Here is a 16,606-nt window from a genome sequence, read left to right as displayed (position 1 = left end):
AGAGAGAAAGACGCGAAAGCGAAAGCGCAAAGCGGAAAAGTTAAAAAGCTAAGACGTTAAAAGCGCAAAAGCGTAAAGCGTAAAGCGAAAACGCGAAAGCAAAAAACATTGAAAAAATCGCCCGCACTTTGGCGTGTGGGGAGACAGAATTATCCTGGCGGCGAGAGTGCGGAGGTCCCACCTGACCCCATGCCGAACTCAGAAGTGAAACGCCGTAACGCCGATGGTAGTGTGGGAATTTCCCATGTGAGAGTAGGACACCGCCAGGTTTTATTTTAGCGAAGGAAACCCCGGTTCAGAAATGAGCCGGGGTTTTTGTGTTTTCGATAATTAACATTCTTTGCCGGGTTAATTCGTTGCGAATTTCTTCTTTTATTTTATCAAAAGTGTGAACGTTTCTTTTGGGTTATACTCTTTTAATTTCATCTGTGATAATATTATTAACTATAAAATTATTCATTAGACAATTATTTGATAAATGAATTGGCTAATGGACTTGTTATTTACTTTTTTATTTTTTGGGGTTATTTAATGAATAAGGTCGGTGTATTAGCTTTCCTTATGGGCGGAGCTTTGTGCGCTCAAAATGCGGTAAGTTCTCCGATAGATGAACAACGAGAGGATATTATTCGCTATTCCCGGTTGGGTGATGCGCAATTGGTCGAAGGAACAAAACAGCTTGCGGATTTATACCGGAATACGCATGATCATAAGGTTCGTGATGATCTGATTACTCTTTTAGTCAGACAAAATCAATTTAAAGAGGCTTTAGCCGTTTGTCGTCATTGTCGATTAGACGAATTGTCCGAAAATGAATTGGAAGTTTTAGCTAAAGCGGCGAGAAACGAACGACAATTTCAGCAATCTTTATCTTTTTATGATCGATTAACACGAGTTTCGCCTAAAAATCCTAATGGATTATTAGGATTATCTTTGGTTAATACCGATATATCTCATTTCGACGATTCTCAAAAATATCTTTCTCAATATAAACGAAAATTCGGTATTGATAACGAATATAAGCAAGCCGATTTATATTTATTAGAGAGTAGTGAATCTTTAACCTCCAAATTACATCGACTAAGTAATAATTTAGTTAAAAATCCGAATGATATTGAATCAGCGAAAAAATTATATCGCGTTGCGGCTCAATTAAATATTTCACCTCTTCAAGAAAAACTTATTTCCGATTATCCGGATTTATTTAATGAAACCGATAAATTATGGTTCTTGCATGATGATGCCGTTCGAACGGTAAAAAATATTCCTAATCGGCGGCAATTAAAGGAAGCTTATTCGAATCTCGAAGAAGCTTATAGCAAAGCACCTGAAGGCAGTCCTGTTAAACAACAATCTTTACAGGATATGGTGGTTGTTGCCTCTAAGCTGAATAATACCGATTATGTTGAAAAAAACTATATTCTTTTGCAAGAATCGGAGCAAGTTATACCGAATTATGTAAAAGAATCTTATGCGGATTCTTTATTGGCCTCGGGTTCGCCTTTTTTAGCGCTTGATCTGTATCGTGAAATCGAACAAAGTTATTTTGCACAAAAACAGAAAGTCCCGTTTTCTTTACAATTAAAAATTGTTAACGCACTAACTGATGCGGCTAAATATTCGGAAGCGCAGAATTATTTAGAATCCGGAATGGCAGAAATGCCGCTTTATGTGATGGACTTTACCCGTTCGAGAAAAATAGAAAATCCCGATTATGGTAATTATTTTTCCAGCAAAGTGAATTTACAGGCGGCGAAAGGGAATTTATCGGGTGCAATGCAATTGGTCGATGAGCGATTATCGCTTACTCCCGGAGACGGATGGGTGATGTTGACTAAAGCAGAGCTGGAAAGTGCGCGGGATCATTCGGATGATGCGTTAAACTGGATTGAGAAAGCTCAGGAATTTTTACCGGGCGAACCGATTTGGGTCGAAGTTGCGAAAGCGAATGTGGCGTTATCCGTAAATGATTGGAAAACTGCGAGTGGTATAGTCAATAATTGGTCAACAGAACAAAAAGAAAATGTTACGTCTTTTTTAGAACAATATGAACAAGCAAAATCCGCTCGGTTAGTTGCATCCGGGGGAATTTCTCACCGCACTTCTCCGGCCGGAGAGAATGAAAGTAATCAGGAATATTATCTTTACTCGCCTAAAACGGATGACGGACATAATGCATTTGTTCATTACCTTATAACTAAATCACCCGATGACGGTTTAAAACTTGAACAGCAACGTATTGGCGCCGGGATTGAAGCGAATTTTTATCCCGTTATTATAACGGCCGAAGCGGGCAAGGGGATTAAGTTAAACGATAAAGCTTATTTTGCGGCTAATATCCAGTATCGTTTAAATCAGCATTGGAATTTTAGCATACGAGGCGGTTTAAATAGCGCCAATACACCGGTGAAGGCACTATATCAAGATGTATATACTAAGGAGCTGGATTTTTCAGCCAGTTATAAATATTCAAATCGATTCGAAGTCGGGAGTAATGTTTCCCTAATGAAATTTGACGATGGAAACTTACGTAAAGATTTGTCTATTTGGTCGAATTTTAATTTATTTAAATACAATCGCTGGAATTTAGACGGCAGTTTGTTTGCTTCCTATGAACGCAATAAAGATATCTCCGGGGCATATTATTATAATCCGTCAAAGAGTCGTTCTGCAGAAGGAAATTTGGATTTGTCTTATTTCCAACCGTTTGATCACCGTATTACTTTAACGCATCATATTAAAGGCGGGGCGGGTTATTACTGGCAGGATAATTTCGAGAGTAGTGAAACCTGGTCTATCGCCTATGGTCAGGAATGGCATTTAGGTAGACGTTTAAGTATTTCTTATGATATCGGTCGAAAAAGATCCATTTATGATGGAGCGCCTGAATTTAATAATTTTATTAATCTGAATTTATCCGCTTCTTTTTAATTTTTATAGCATTTCTTTCTAAGGGTTTATATGTTTAAAAAGTATATAAAAAATTTTGGGTATTTAATTGTTTTATTACTTTTAAATATACCGGCTTTTGCATTAAACGAGCATTTAGGTATTCTTTGTTACCATAATGTAATTGACGAAAGTGTTCCGAATAAACATCAACAATATTTTCCACAAACTATTTCTGCTCAGACATTAATTACGCATTTCAACTGGTTACGAAATAACGGATATAAACCGGTTAGCCTGCAACAAATCATGGATGCCCGAAACGGCGGACATCCGCTGCCGGATAAAGCCGTACTGTTAACTTTTGATGATGGTTATGAAAGTTTTTATAACGTGATTTATCCGCTCCTGAAAGCTTATAACTATCCTGCCGTGTATGCCATAGTCACGGATTGGGTTAATACTCCGAATAACCGGAAAATTTCTTACGGTAATCAAAAATTGAATCGTAACGAGTTCGTTACATGGCAGCAACTGCGTGAAATGCAGGCGAGCGGGTTGATTGAAATGGCGTCTCACACCAATGATCTTCACCACGGAATCAACGCCAATCCGGCAGGCAGCAGCTTACCGGCTGTTATTGCGCCGGCCTATCGTAACGGTCAGTATGAAACGTCAACGGAGTATAAGAATAAGTTGCGTAAAGATTTCCAGCGTTCTTATGATTTATTGAAAAAAAATGTAGGCGTGGCGCCTCGCGCCATGGTTTGGCCTTATGGTCACTTTACGGCAACCGCAGCGGATATTGCGAAAGAAGTGGGTTTTGAAGTGCATATGTCGCTTGTCGATACAAAAACGAATACGCCCGAACAATTTCATTTAGGCCGATTATTGCTGGATACTGAAACTTCGATCGAGACTATTGCGAATTACTTGAAAAATAAGAATGAATCATTGTCGGTGCAACGTTCTTTGCGAATTAAGCTGGATGACGTTTATGATCCTGATCCGATAAAACAGGGTAAAAATCTGGATAAAATTATTGAACGCATTCATCGACAAGGTGTTTCAAGAGTTTATATTCAGGCTTTCTCGGATGTAAATAATGACGGTATTGCAGAGGCATTGTATTTTCCTAACAAATATTTACCCGTGCGGGCTGATCTGTTCAGTCGAGTTGCCTGGATTCTGGAAACCAGACTCAATGTTTCTCCTTACGTCTGGCTGCCGGTTTCGGCTTTTGATTTAACAAATGCGGATTCACATAAAACGGAGATGATTAAATCCGTTTATCAGGATTTATCGCTTTACGCTAAATTTAAAGGTATTTTATTCACCGATGATCAGGTTATTGAAAAGGGCGAACAAAATATTTCGGCTTTATTTAAAATAACCGACGAAGTGAAAAAAGTCATGTCGCCTTATGTATTGTGGGGAAGTGAATATTTTAAAACGACCGGCATGATTTCGGCGCCGTTAAATTTATCGTCTCAGAATGAAACGCAATTTACACGGCGTTTAGCGAGTTTCGCTAAATATTATGACACCGTGCTGGTATCAACCGCCCCTTATCGGCATCATTCCGAGTTTTCCAAACGGGAAGCAAAAAATTGGGTGGACGATGTAGTGAAAAGTACGACGCCGTATATTGCAAAGGATAAACTCGCTTTTGAATTACAAGCCGTGGACGCGCGAACTCAACAAGCCGTGCCGGATGATGAGTTGTCGGATTGGATGGAGGTGCTCCAGAATGAAAACAAAATTTACAATTTTGGCTACTATCCGGACAATTTCCAGACCGATCAACCAAAACTGCAAAAAATCCGACCGCACTTTTCAATAAATACCAATATCGGATTGAAATAAGGGGCGAATTATGTCGTGGTTTGATGTATTAAATGCAACGTTATTTATGTATCCCGCTCTGATGGCGGTTTATTGGACCATTGCGGCGGGTTATTATTACTTTTTTATTGAAGGAAAATTGCAGGAACCGGAATTCGCTCGAATGGATATGGCGGACGTGCCGATGGTTTCTATTATGATACCTTGTTATAACGAGGCCGATAATCTGGATGACGCCATTCCTTATTTACTCAAGTTGAAATATCCGAAATTCGAGCTTATTTTCATTAACGACGGCAGTAAGGATGCGACAGGCGAAATTATCGACCGCTGGGCGCAAAAAGACAGCCGCATCGTTGCGTTACATCAAGAGAATGCCGGTAAGGCGAGCGCCTTAAATCACGGTTTAACCGTCGCCAAAGGCAAATATGTCGGCTGTATCGACGGCGATGCCGTTCTGGATTACCATGCTGTGGATTACATGGTTCAGGCGTTGGAATCTAATCCGCAATACGGCGCGGTGACGGGGAATCCGCGGGTGCGTAACCGTAGTACGATTTTAGGCTGTTTACAAACTTCGGAATTCAGCTCCATTATCGGCCTGATTAAACGCGCGCAAAGCGTGATGGGAACTATTTTTACCGTGTCCGGCGTATGTTGCCTGTTCAAAGCGGAAGCCATGCAAAAAATCGGCGGTTGGAGTACCAATATGATCACCGAAGATATTGATGTCAGCTGGAAGCTGCAAACGGCGGGATACAATATAATTTACGAACCCCGCGCTTTGTGTTGGACGCTTATGCCTGAAACAATTAGCGGGCTTTTTAAACAACGTTTACGTTGGGCACAAGGCGGAGCTGAAACGATTCTGAAATATTTTCCGGTGGTTTGGCGTTTTAAAAACCGTCGTTTATGGCCGATGTATCTGGAATATTTCGTCACTGCAATCTGGGCGTATGCGCTTATTGCGGTATTATGCATCAATACTTATCTTCAAATTACTCAAGGGACGTTTGAAGTATCCGTATTTCGGGTGCTGATGACGGTATTGTTTTTCTCTTTCTTCTGGCAGTACATGTTCAGTTTGTATATTGATAGCCGCTATGAGAAAGGGTTATTTCGTTATTCTTTATATTGTATTTGGTATCCGTACGTGTATTGGTTACTGAATATGTTGACGCTCGTTTTCGGGATTCCGAAGGCGATTTTTAGAAACAAGTCCAAGTTGGCCGTCTGGACAAGTCCTGATAGAGGGGTATGAATTGGAACTGCAAAAATTAATGATTATTAAAAAACAAACAAAAGAATTGCCGTTGGCTTTGATTCTGAAAAGTATGTTATTAAGCCTGGTAACCTGGTCTTTGTGGGGATATACCGTTTATGCGATTATCCGGTATTCGCAAAAGATTTTTACCAATCCGGTTTTTGAACATTACTTTTTCGCAGACATTGTCGTATTTATGTTCGCAAGCTCGGTGGCATTGCTGGTGATTGCAATTGTTTGGTCGTTTATTGCAAAACCGTCAAAACGCTTGGTTCTTCATCATCAGAACTGATTAACGGAAAAGGCACAAGAAATTGTGCCTTTTGTGATCAAGGTTTCGGTAAAGTGCGGTAAAAAATTCNNTTTTTTACCGCACTTTTGTTCAATTAGGGGTCGGAAATTTCGATCGTTTTATCCAGCCACAACGTATTGCCTTGATAATCATAAGCCTGATAATCTTTACCGTCCCGCTGTTGAACGTGGTCCGTTTTCCGCCAATGGGGATTTAATTGGATTTTCTGTTTATCCGAACCGTTGAGCCAGAAAGTAATTTTCCGTTCGGGCAGTTTGTTTTCCTGTAATAAACGGACGGTTTGCCGATTGTTTTTCAAGGCAATAAACGCATGATTTTTAAGCTGCAACAAGTCGATATAGGTTGTGCTGTCCAATGAGGCAAAATCGTTTTCCGTTAATAAACGCAGACGTCGGTTCGTTTCGTCATGGTTGTTCGCCGCTTTGGTTTTGTAAATAATTGCCGTTAGTAACGGCGCCGTATATTTTTGAATGGAATCGCTTTGCAGCGAACCGGCATGCTCGCCCCAGATGGAGAGTGCCGATCCCATGATTTTATGCGGATCTTTGATTTTATTTTGCGGGTTTTGCTCGTCCCAGATGGTTAAATCCCAATTTTTCAGCACATCTCTCGTGGCAAAATTGCTGTCATGGGAGGTGGCGGCGCCCTCTTCCGGCGTGAAGTACAAATAATAGGCGTTATAGTTGAGAACCGAAAAACCGCGTTCTATTAATTCCGGCATGCTCATGCGGATTTTTCGACGACGTTGCGCTTCCCGTTCGTCCTGCGGATTGCCGTCATAACTCCAGTAAGTAATTTGAATATCGGGGTTGAGTTGATTGATGGTGGCTTTAATTAATCCGTCATTCCAAATTCTGGTTTTCAGCCCTTTTTCCTGAAGAAATTTGGCTAGCGTATTGGCGTAATTAATAAATTCGTGATTATTATCTACTCCGTAGCCGAATTCATCGCCGCCGATATGAAAATGCCGGCTGCTGTCACCGAAAATATCAACCACTTCCGTTATCAGCGATTTGACAAAGGCAATGCTGTCAGGATTGGTGATGTCGATTTCTTCTTCGGTCCACTTGGAACGGATCTTTTGCACATAAGGTTTTCCGTGTTCTTTTTCCAGCAAATCAAAAATCGCCGTCATGTGGTTAGGACTGTCTAATTCGGGAATCAATTCAACATTTTTACTTTTGGCGTAATCCGTGATGTCTTTCAGTTGGGCGTAACTTAAAAACGGTTTATGGGTTTTCGGGTTAATATAGACGCCGTATTGATCCTGCGTGGCGTTTTCGGCGCGTTGATTTAACACGGCGCTTTCCAAGGCATAATTTTCATGATCGGAAAAATGCAGATGCAGGAATGTTCCGCCCGCATTATGAATTGTGTCAATAAACGCTTTAATCACTTCGGCGGGATAAAAATGGCGGGCAATGTCTAGCGCCAGTCCCGTTTCTTTATTGAGTGTCGATTCCGTAGGCTGAAAAGCCTGGTGAAGCTGTAAAATTGCGCTGTCATCATCAACGGCTTGCACGGGGAACGAATGAAATCCAAGTCCTATCAATACGGCTAAAATTAGAGGGTTTCTGGCTTTACGCGAAGAATCCGACATGTTTATTATCATCCTGGTTTTAACGTTGTTATGAAGTGATTTAAGGTATAGGCGATAAAGTCCTTACTAATTGTAGATAAAATTTTGTTAGAATAGTTCAACTTTATTTATCGAAACGGCTTCGTGAAAATGATTTTATGAAAAATGTCAGACACTTTACACAGCGTTATATTGACTGGGTAATCAAACTCGGTCGCGTAAAATTTTCCGTGCTGGGATTTTTGATTCTGGCGGCTTTTGCCTTGCTTACGCATATTATTCTGAGCTTTATCGTGATTGGCAAAATTCATTGGGAAAGTTTGGGCTATTCTATTATTTTCGGTTTGATTTCAGCGCCGTTTGTGATTTATTTCTTCACGGTCTTGGTGGAAAAGTTGGAATTGTCCCGGCAAGATTTGGCGCAGCTGATTCGCGATAAAACGGATCTGATGGCGACCATCAGCCATGAACTGCGCACACCCTTAAACGGCATTGTAGGATTAACCCGAATTTTGCTGGATACGCCGTTAACCGACGAACAGAAAAATTATCTGAATACCATTAATGTCAGTGCGGTCTCTTTAGGCAACATTTTTAACGACGTTATCGATCTTGAAAAAATCGATTCGCGCAAATTGGAATTGTATAAAAAAGAAACGGATTTTTTCAGTTTTATCAACGATATTAATCATATTGCACAATTTTTAGCGGGACAGAAAAATCTTACCTTCGAATTAAAAACCTCGCCGGATTTACCGCACTTTCTGTTGATCGACGCGACTCGTCTGAATCAGATTTTATGGAATCTGATCAGCAATGCCGTGAAATTCACTGAAAAAGGGAAAGTGACGTTGAATATTCAACGTCTTTCAGCGAACGGTTTTCAGTTTTCCGTCAGCGATACGGGACAGGGAATTCCCCGTGATGAACTGACCAAAATTTTCGGTCTGTATTATCAGGTCGAAAACAAACATAAAGCGGCGGGCAGCGGCATCGGTTTATCCATTTCGAAAAATATCGCCAATCTGATGAACGGCAATTTAACGGTTTCCAGTGAGTTGGGCAAAGGCTCGACTTTCGTGCTGACCATTGAAGCGGAGCCGCTGGCGGAATCTCATGCAACTTTCGCAACGCCCGTTATTTCCAACCTGAACGTTTTGTTGGTGGAAGATATTGAGCTCAATATTTTGGTGACGAAATCCTTGCTGGAAAAATTAGGCCATCATGTGGACGTAGCGATGAGCGGCAAAGAAGCCATCGATAAATTCGAGCAACATGATTACGATTTGGTGTTGCTGGATATTCAGCTGCCGGACATGTCCGGTTTTGAAGTGGCGCATTTTCTGCGGCGCAATTATGAAGACGGCGTTTATGATTATTTGCCGCCGTTGGTGGCGCTCACCGCCAATGTCATGCAGGATAAATCCGTATTTCAGGTGAAAGGCATGGACGACGTATTGCGCAAACCGCTTTCCGTGACGGCATTAACGGAATGCCTGGCGCAATATTTTGATGATTCGACGATTGCGGCGGAAAAATCGAGCCTGGATCAAGTAAAAAGTGCGGTCAAATTTGAGCAAGATTTTGATCCGGCTTATGCGGAGGATATCGATTTTTCCCATATCAACGAATTAACGTCCGTGATTGGTCGGGCGGCGTATCGGCAAAATCTCGCCCATTACCGGCAGGCGCGGCACGCAGAGTTGGATATTCGTTCCGTCTATCAACAGTTTTGCGCGCAACCGGATGCGCAAATGAAAGAACGACTTTGCCAGGCGGCGCATAAATTAAAAGGCGCGGCGGGCAGTTTGGGATTGCATAAAGTACAGCTGCTGGCGGACCATATTCAGCATGGTGAAGCGGCGGATTGGGAAGCCAAATTATCTGCACGAATGGCAGAACTGGATACGGCGGAAAATCGAAGTTTGCAATATTTACAGAACTGGCTTGCGGAAGCGGAATAACGATGAAAATAATCAAGGAGCCGAAAGGCTCCTCGTTTTTTATGCGTTGAATTCATTGCCTAAGCAAGGTTGAATCAGACTTAAAATCGCTTTTACAACACGCGGCGAAGCTACTACGATGTGACCTTCTTTTAAGAATTGATGGCCGGCATTGAAGTCGCAAGCCAAAGCGCCGGCTTCGCGAGCGATAAGTTCACCGGCGGCGATATCCCAGGCTTTTAAGCCCATTTCAAAGAAACCGTCTACCCGACCGGCGGCGACATAACACAAATCTAACGCAGCGGAACCCGTACGGCGGAAATCGGCCGCTTCGGCGGATAACGCACTCATCATAGCAAACTGAATCGGCATAAATTTCGGTTGTTTGAACGGAAATCCGGTGGTTAATACCGCGCCTTGTAAATCGCGACGTTCCGGCACGCGTAAGCGAAGTTCGTTGAATTTGGCGCCTTCGCCGCGTACCGCAGTGAACAGTTCGTTTTTAATCGGATCGTATACCACGCCCACTTCTGTGCGGCCTTTCACACGAATGGCGATAGAAACGGAAAAATGGGGAAAACCTTTAATAAAGTTGGTGGTGCCGTCTAACGGATCAATCACCCATTGAATATCGGTGTTTTTACCTTCTAACGCGCCGCTTTCTTCCGTTACGACGGTATGGTCAGGATAAGAAGCGCGAATCGTTTCAATAATCACGGCTTCCGCCGCTTTATCCACATTGGTGACATAATCGTTAGGGCCTTTAGCGCTGGTTTGAATATCATCACGGCGTTCGTAACTTTTAGCAATTACATTGCCCGCTTTTCGCGCCGCACGAATAGCGATATTTAACATTGGGTTCATAAATTGTCCATCGGATAGATTGTGAAAAGAACGATTGCGGACGGGAAATCCGCTCATATAAACGGTGAAACATTATAGAGACTTTTTGTTTTGAATTCTACCGAAAAAAATGAAAAAAACTGACTAACTTTCAAGGTTATTATGGTAGAATAACCACAATTTTTACTTTGAATGTAAATAATATGTTAAATAATATTCGCATTGTGTTGGTGGAGACTTCTCATTCCGGCAATATCGGTTCTGCCGCCAGAGCGATGAAAACTATGGGATTAATGAACCTTTGTTTGGTTTCCCCAAAATGTTCGATTGATGAACAAGCGATCGCATTATCGGCGGGAGCCGAGGACGTGGTAAAAAATGCGGCGGTGGTTTCCGCTTTTGATGAAGCGGTGGCGGATTGTTCGTTGGTAATTGGCACCAGCGCGAGATTGCGGCATTTACCGAGTTCGCTGATTGAGCCGCGCGAATGCGGTGAAAAGGCGATAGAAACGGCGGCAAAGTGCGGTCGAATTGCTATCGTTTTTGGACGTGAACGTGTCGGGTTAACTAATGATGAGCTGCTGAAATGTCGCTATCATCTGACCATTCCCGCCAATCCGGATTATTCCTCTTTAAATTTGGCAATGGCGGTGCAGTTGGTTTGTTACGAGTTGCGAATGGCTTATTTAAAGATGCAAAAAGCGCCTTTTTCTGCGATAGAAAAGATGAATCAAACGCCGAATCCGTTAGCGACCGCGCAGGAGCTGGAATATTTTTATCAACATGTCGAACGCTTGTATACGCAGTTGGATTTTATTCAAAATCAAGCGGTTATGCAGAAATTGCGGCGCTTATATCAGCGCGCGGACGTGGAAAAAAACGAACTTAATATTCTGCGCGGCATGCTAAGTGCGGTAGAAAAACGTTTAATTTTTTATAAAGAATAATAGTTGATTAATTTGGTTGGTTATGTGTAAACTAACCTTACTCAATTTAAAAGGAAAGTGACATGAAATTAACTTCAAAAGGTCGATACGCCGTCACCGCAATTTTGGATATCGCCTTGTTCGGCACGGACGGACCCGTAACCCTGTCCGATATTTCGGAACGACAACATATTTCGTTATCCTACTTGGAACAGCTTTTTGCCAAATTGCGTCGTCACGGATTAGTGAAAAGCGTGCGCGGGCCGGGTGGCGGTTATCAGCTCGGGCATTCCATGGATAAAATTTCTATCGGCATGATTATTGCCGCGGTAAATGAAAACATTACCGTTACCAAATGTCTGGGCAAAGGCAACTGCCAGAACGGAACGGAATGTTTAACGCATTCGCTGTGGGCGGAATTGAGTCATCGGATCGAAGATTTTTTAGATAAAATTACTCTGGCGGAATTGGTTAAGAAACATCACGGCAAACAAAAACACCGTGAAGCCCATGTGGATTTTGATAATTTATTAGTTGTAAACAGTTAAGAGAAATAAAATGAAATTACCAATCTATTTAGATTATGCGGCAACTTGCCCTGTGGATGAACGCGTTGCAAAAAAAATGATGGATTATCTGACAATTGACGGAACCTTCGGGAATCCGGCGTCCCGTTCCCATAAATTCGGCTGGCAGGCAGAGGAAGCGGTGGATATCGCCCGCAACCAGATCGCGGATTTAATCGGTGCGGACAGCCGGGAAATCGTTTTCACTTCCGGCGCGACGGAATCGGATAACTTGGCGATCAAAGGCGCGGCGCATTTTTATCAAACCAAAGGTAAACACATTATCACCTGCAAAACCGAGCACAAAGCGGTGTTGGATACTTGTCGTCAGCTTGAACGCGAAGGTTTTGAAGTAACGTATTTATCGCCGAAATCCGACGGTTTAATTGATCTTGAAGAATTTAAAGCGGCGATTCGTCCGGATACTATTTTAGCGTCAATTATGCACGTCAATAACGAAATCGGCGTGATTCAGGATATTCGGGCGATTGGCGAAATTTGTCGCGAACACAAAATCATTTTCCACGTAGACGCCACCCAAAGCGTGGGCAAAATCGCCATTAATTTGGCAGAATTGCCGGTGGATTTGCTTTCCATGTCCGGACACAAATTATACGGACCGAAAGGCATCGGCGCATTATATGTTCGACGTAAACCGCGTATTCGTTTGGAAGCCATTATTCATGGCGGCGGTCACGAACGCGGCATGCGTTCGGGCACATTGCCTGTTCACCAAATTGTAGGCATGGGCGAAGCATACCGCATTTGCAAAGAAGAAATGGCGACGGAAATGCCGCGCTTAAAAGCGTTACGCGACCGTTTGTACAACGGTTTGAAAGACATTGAAGAAACGTACGTGAACGGTTCGATGGAACATCGCGTGGATAGCAATTTGAACATCAGCTTCAATTATGTGGAAGGCGAAAGCTTAATGATGGCATTGCGCGATATCGCCGTGTCCTCCGGTTCCGCCTGTACTTCGGCCAGTCTTGAACCTTCATACGTGTTGCGCGCTTTGGGTTTAAACGATGAACTGGCGCACAGTTCAATCCGCTTCACCGTCGGCCGTTACACCACGGAAGAAGAAATTGATTACACCATCGAATTGGTGAAAAGTGCGGTCAAAAAATTGCGAGAATTATCGCCTTTATGGGATATGTTCAAAGAAGGCGTCGACATGTCCAAAATCGAATGGTCCGCCCACTAAAATCAGGGTTAGCGACAACGTTTATTGTTATTGAAAATTAGGAACAGAAGAAAATGGCATATAGTGAAAAAGTTATCGATCATTATGAAAATCCGCGCAATGTCGGTTCGTTTGATAAGAAAGCGTCGGATGTCGGCACCGGCATGGTCGGCGCGCCGGCTTGCGGCGACGTTATGCAGTTGCAGATTAAAGTAAATGATCGCGGCATTATCGAAGATGCGAAATTCAAAACCTACGGTTGCGGTTCCGCCATCGCTTCCAGTTCGCTGATTACCGAATGGGTGAAAGGCAAATCTTTGGATGAAGCGGGCGCAATCAAAAACAGCCAAATCGCCGAAGAACTTGAATTGCCGCCGGTAAAAGTGCATTGCTCAATTCTGGCGGAAGATGCGATTAAAGCGGCGATTGCGGATTACAAAGCGAAAAAAGGCGAATAATTTTAAAGTGCGGTCAAAAAAATCGACGAAAAACTGACCGCACTTTCAATCTTTGTGAGGCAGAAAATGGCAATAACATTAAGTGAAACGGCGTTAAACCGGGTTCGTACGTTTTTAAAAAATCGCGGCAGCGGCATCGGTTTACGTCTGGGTGTTAAAACATCGGGTTGTTCCGGATTGGCTTATGTGCTTGAATTCGTTGATAAATTAAGCGACGACGATCAGGTCTTCGAACAAGATGACATTAAAATCATCGTCGACAAAAAAAGCTTGGTTTATCTTGACGGCACACAATTGGATTTTGTCAAAGAAGGCTTAAATGAAGGTTTCAAATTCACCAATCCGAACATTAAAGATCAATGCGGCTGCGGTGAAAGTTTCAGCGTGTAACATTTTGTAAACGGATTATTATGGCCAATCCATTCGAACTCTTTGATCTTCCTGTTGATTTTCATCTTGATAACGATCTGCTGACCAGCCGTTATCTGGCGTTGCAGAAATCGCTCCATCCGGATAATTTTGCTCACAGCTCGCCGCAAGAACAGCGCTTAGCCATGCAAAAATCGGCGGAAATCAACGATGCGCTGCAGATTCTGAAAGATCCCGTCAGTCGCGCAGACTGTATTATCCGTTTGAATTCGGCGGACGTGCGGGACATCGAACAAAAAAGCAATCAGGATATGGAATTTTTGATGCAGCAGCTGGAATGGCGCGAACGGTTGGAAGAGATTGAACAAGCGCAGGACTGGGATGCGTTGACGGATTTCGTGCTCAATATTGAATCGGTGCAGCGAGAAAATTTAACGGAAATTTCTACCGCACTTAGCGAGCAAAATTGGCAACAAGCCGAACAAATTAACGATCGTTTACGTTTTATGAAAAAGCTCAACACTGAGATTGAGCGGGTAGAAGAACAGATTTCAGGATTTTAAATCATTATGGCATTACTTCAGATTGCCGAGCCGGGACAAAGTGCGGCTCCGCATCAGCATAAATTAGCAATCGGCATTGATCTCGGCACGACAAACAGTCTGGTGGCGACGGTGCGCAACGGTCGGGCGGAAATTTTATCCGATGAACGGGAGCGTCCGTTAACGCCTTCTATCGTGCATTACGGCAACGAGGTGACCGTCGGCTATGAAGCCGGTGAATTGGCGAGCCGGGATCCGCAAAATACGATTATTTCGGTAAAACGCTTGATTGGGCGCAGCCTGAGCGATGTGCAAGCGCGTTACCCAAATTTACCGTATCGGTTTGTGCAAAGCGAAAACGGATTGCCGTTAATGAACACGGTGCAAGGTAACGTCAGCCCGGTTGAAGTTTCCGGAGAAATTTTAAAAAAATTGACCGCACTTGCGCAACAACGTTTGGGCGGCGAATTACAGGGCGCCGTGATTACGGTGCCGGCGTATTTTGATGACGCGCAACGCCAAAGTACGAAAGACGCCGCAAAATTAGCGGGACTGAATGTGTTGCGTCTGTTAAACGAACCGACTGCGGCGGCTATCGCCTATGGTCTGGACAGCGGACAGGAAGGCGTCATCGCCGTTTATGATTTAGGCGGCGGCACCTTCGATATTTCGATTCTGCGTTTATCCCGGGGCGTGTTTGAAGTGCTGGCGACCGGCGGGGACACCGCATTGGGCGGTGATGATTTCGATCATTTGATCGCGGATTGGATCAGTGAAAAATCCGGCATTCAACCGCAGGACGATCAACAAAAACGGCTGCTGATTGAATTGGCGACGCAAACTAAAATCGCTTTAACGGACAACCCGCAGGTCAACCTTTCATACCGGGGCTGGCAGGGTGAAATGCGACGCGACGAGTTCAACGCACTTATTTCGAATTTAGTGAAACGTTCGCTAATGGCTTGCCGCCGAGCGTTGAAAGATGCGGGAATCAGCCAGTCCGACGTGCGGGAAGTGGTAATGGTGGGCGGTTCTACCCGCGTTCCCTTTGTACGCGAACAAGTGGGCGCGTTTTTCCAACGTCAGCCGTTGACGTCCATTGACCCCGATAAAGTTGTGGCGTTGGGTGCGGCAATTCAGGCGGATATTCTGGCGGGTAACAAACCCGATAACGAAATGTTACTGCTGGATGTGATTCCGCTGTCTCTCGGTATTGAAACCATGGGCGGTTTGGTGGAAAAAATTATTCCGCGTAATACCACCATTCCGGTGGCGCGGGCGCAGGAATTTACCACGTTTAAAGACGGCCAAACCGCCATGTCGGTGCATGTAGTGCAGGGCGAACGTGAATTGGTGAGCGATTGCCGCTCTCTGGCTCGTTTCACATTGCGCGGCATTCCGCCGATGGCGGCGGGCGCAGCTCATATCCGCGTGACTTATCAGGTGGACGCGGACGGTTTGCTGAGCGTGACGGCGATGGAAAAATCCACTGGCGTACAATCCAGCATTCAGGTGAAACCTTCTTATGGTCTGACTGACGATGAAATCACCCGAATGCTGAAAGCTTCAATGGAAAATGCTAAAGAAGATATCGACGCCCGTATGCTGGCGGAGCAGCGGGTTGAAGCCCGCCGCGTGATTGAAGCCGTGTTATCCGCTTTGCAGGACGATCAGGATTTATTGAATGACGACGAATTAAGTGCGGTCAAAAATGCGTTAGTTTTTTTGGATAATTTACAACAAGGCACGGATACGCAGGCGATTAAGCAGGGAATTAAAGCGCTGGATGCGGCAACTCAGGAATTTGCCGCCCGTCGCATGGATAAATCTATCCGACGCGCATTGTCCGGCCAGTCTGTAGACAGTTTATAACGTTATAGGAA

14 protein-coding genes and 1 rRNA gene are annotated in these 16,606 nt (G+C 43.7%); 13 read left to right on the top strand and 2 right to left on the bottom strand.

Going from position 1 to position 16,606, the window contains the following annotated elements:
* Positions 1–153 precede the first annotated feature (153 nt).
* From rrf to P7M01_RS08010, 5 genes are all read left to right on the top strand, one after another.
* A 5S ribosomal RNA gene (rrf, locus tag P7M01_RS08030) occupies positions 154–269 on the top strand.
* A 262-nt stretch (positions 270–531) separates the two neighbouring features.
* Complete coding sequence (pgaA, locus tag P7M01_RS08025; RefSeq protein ID WP_317483494.1) at positions 532–2,931, top strand: poly-beta-1,6 N-acetyl-D-glucosamine export porin PgaA; 2,400 nt, start codon at positions 532–534, stop codon at positions 2,929–2,931.
* A 30-nt stretch (positions 2,932–2,961) separates the two neighbouring features.
* On the top strand, positions 2,962–4,755 hold the full coding sequence (gene pgaB / locus P7M01_RS08020) for a poly-beta-1,6-N-acetyl-D-glucosamine N-deacetylase PgaB (protein WP_317483493.1): 1,794 nt from the start codon (positions 2,962–2,964) through the stop codon (positions 4,753–4,755).
* Positions 4,756–4,765: 10 nt separating this feature from the next.
* Positions 4,766–5,995, top strand: a complete 1,230-nt coding sequence (pgaC, locus tag P7M01_RS08015) for a poly-beta-1,6-N-acetyl-D-glucosamine synthase (protein ID WP_317483492.1) — start codon at positions 4,766–4,768, stop codon at positions 5,993–5,995.
* 1 nt (position 5,996) lies between these two features.
* On the top strand, positions 5,997–6,290 hold the full coding sequence (locus P7M01_RS08010; protein WP_202935930.1) for an HmsD: 294 nt from the start codon (positions 5,997–5,999) through the stop codon (positions 6,288–6,290).
* A gap of 94 nt (positions 6,291–6,384) precedes the next feature.
* Here P7M01_RS08010 and P7M01_RS08005 read toward each other — a convergent pair whose 3' ends face one another.
* On the bottom strand, positions 6,385–7,911 hold the full coding sequence (locus P7M01_RS08005; protein WP_317483490.1) for a family 20 glycosylhydrolase: 1,527 nt from the start codon (positions 7,909–7,911) through the stop codon (positions 6,385–6,387).
* A gap of 137 nt (positions 7,912–8,048) precedes the next feature.
* Between P7M01_RS08005 and P7M01_RS08000 the strand changes: the two genes are divergently transcribed.
* Positions 8,049–9,854 (top strand): ATP-binding protein, encoded by a 1,806-nt coding sequence (locus tag P7M01_RS08000; RefSeq protein ID WP_317483489.1) that lies wholly within the window; start codon positions 8,049–8,051, stop codon positions 9,852–9,854.
* 39 nt (positions 9,855–9,893) lie between these two features.
* On the opposite strand, the gene suhB is transcribed toward P7M01_RS08000, so the two are convergent.
* The gene (gene suhB / locus P7M01_RS07995; RefSeq protein ID WP_202935927.1) at positions 9,894–10,697 is read right to left on the bottom strand and encodes an inositol-1-monophosphatase; all 804 of its coding nucleotides are present in this window, start codon (positions 10,695–10,697) and stop codon (positions 9,894–9,896) included.
* A 182-nt stretch (positions 10,698–10,879) separates the two neighbouring features.
* Here suhB and trmJ point away from each other — a divergent pair, with 182 nt between their 5' ends.
* The 7 genes from trmJ to hscA all read left to right on the top strand — a co-directional run bounded on the left by trmJ (position 10,880) and on the right by hscA (position 16,595).
* Positions 10,880–11,623, top strand: a complete 744-nt coding sequence (trmJ, locus tag P7M01_RS07990; protein WP_317483488.1) for a tRNA (cytosine(32)/uridine(32)-2'-O)-methyltransferase TrmJ — start codon at positions 10,880–10,882, stop codon at positions 11,621–11,623.
* Between the two features lie 62 nt (positions 11,624–11,685).
* Positions 11,686–12,150, top strand: coding sequence for a Fe-S cluster assembly transcriptional regulator IscR (gene iscR, locus P7M01_RS07985; RefSeq protein ID WP_202935925.1), 465 nt, complete (start codon positions 11,686–11,688; stop codon positions 12,148–12,150).
* 10 nt (positions 12,151–12,160) lie between these two features.
* Entirely contained in the window at positions 12,161–13,375 is a 1,215-nt protein-coding gene (locus P7M01_RS07980; protein ID WP_202935924.1) for an IscS subfamily cysteine desulfurase, read from the top strand.
* 53 nt (positions 13,376–13,428) lie between these two features.
* Complete coding sequence (gene iscU, locus P7M01_RS07975; protein WP_317476167.1) at positions 13,429–13,812, top strand: Fe-S cluster assembly scaffold IscU; 384 nt, start codon at positions 13,429–13,431, stop codon at positions 13,810–13,812.
* 66 nt (positions 13,813–13,878) lie between these two features.
* On the top strand, positions 13,879–14,202 hold the full coding sequence (gene iscA / locus P7M01_RS07970; protein ID WP_317476166.1) for an iron-sulfur cluster assembly protein IscA: 324 nt from the start codon (positions 13,879–13,881) through the stop codon (positions 14,200–14,202).
* A gap of 20 nt (positions 14,203–14,222) precedes the next feature.
* Entirely contained in the window at positions 14,223–14,744 is a 522-nt protein-coding gene (hscB, locus tag P7M01_RS07965; RefSeq protein WP_317483487.1) for a Fe-S protein assembly co-chaperone HscB, read from the top strand.
* Between the two features lie 6 nt (positions 14,745–14,750).
* Entirely contained in the window at positions 14,751–16,595 is a 1,845-nt protein-coding gene (gene hscA, locus P7M01_RS07960; RefSeq protein WP_317483486.1) for a Fe-S protein assembly chaperone HscA, read from the top strand.
* The last annotated feature ends 11 nt before the right edge of the window (positions 16,596–16,606 follow it).

It is taken from the genome of Exercitatus varius (assembly GCF_029577735.1).
Classification (GTDB): domain Bacteria; phylum Pseudomonadota; class Gammaproteobacteria; order Enterobacterales; family Pasteurellaceae; genus Exercitatus; species Exercitatus varius.
This window is presented reverse-complemented; position numbering and strand designations above follow the sequence as displayed.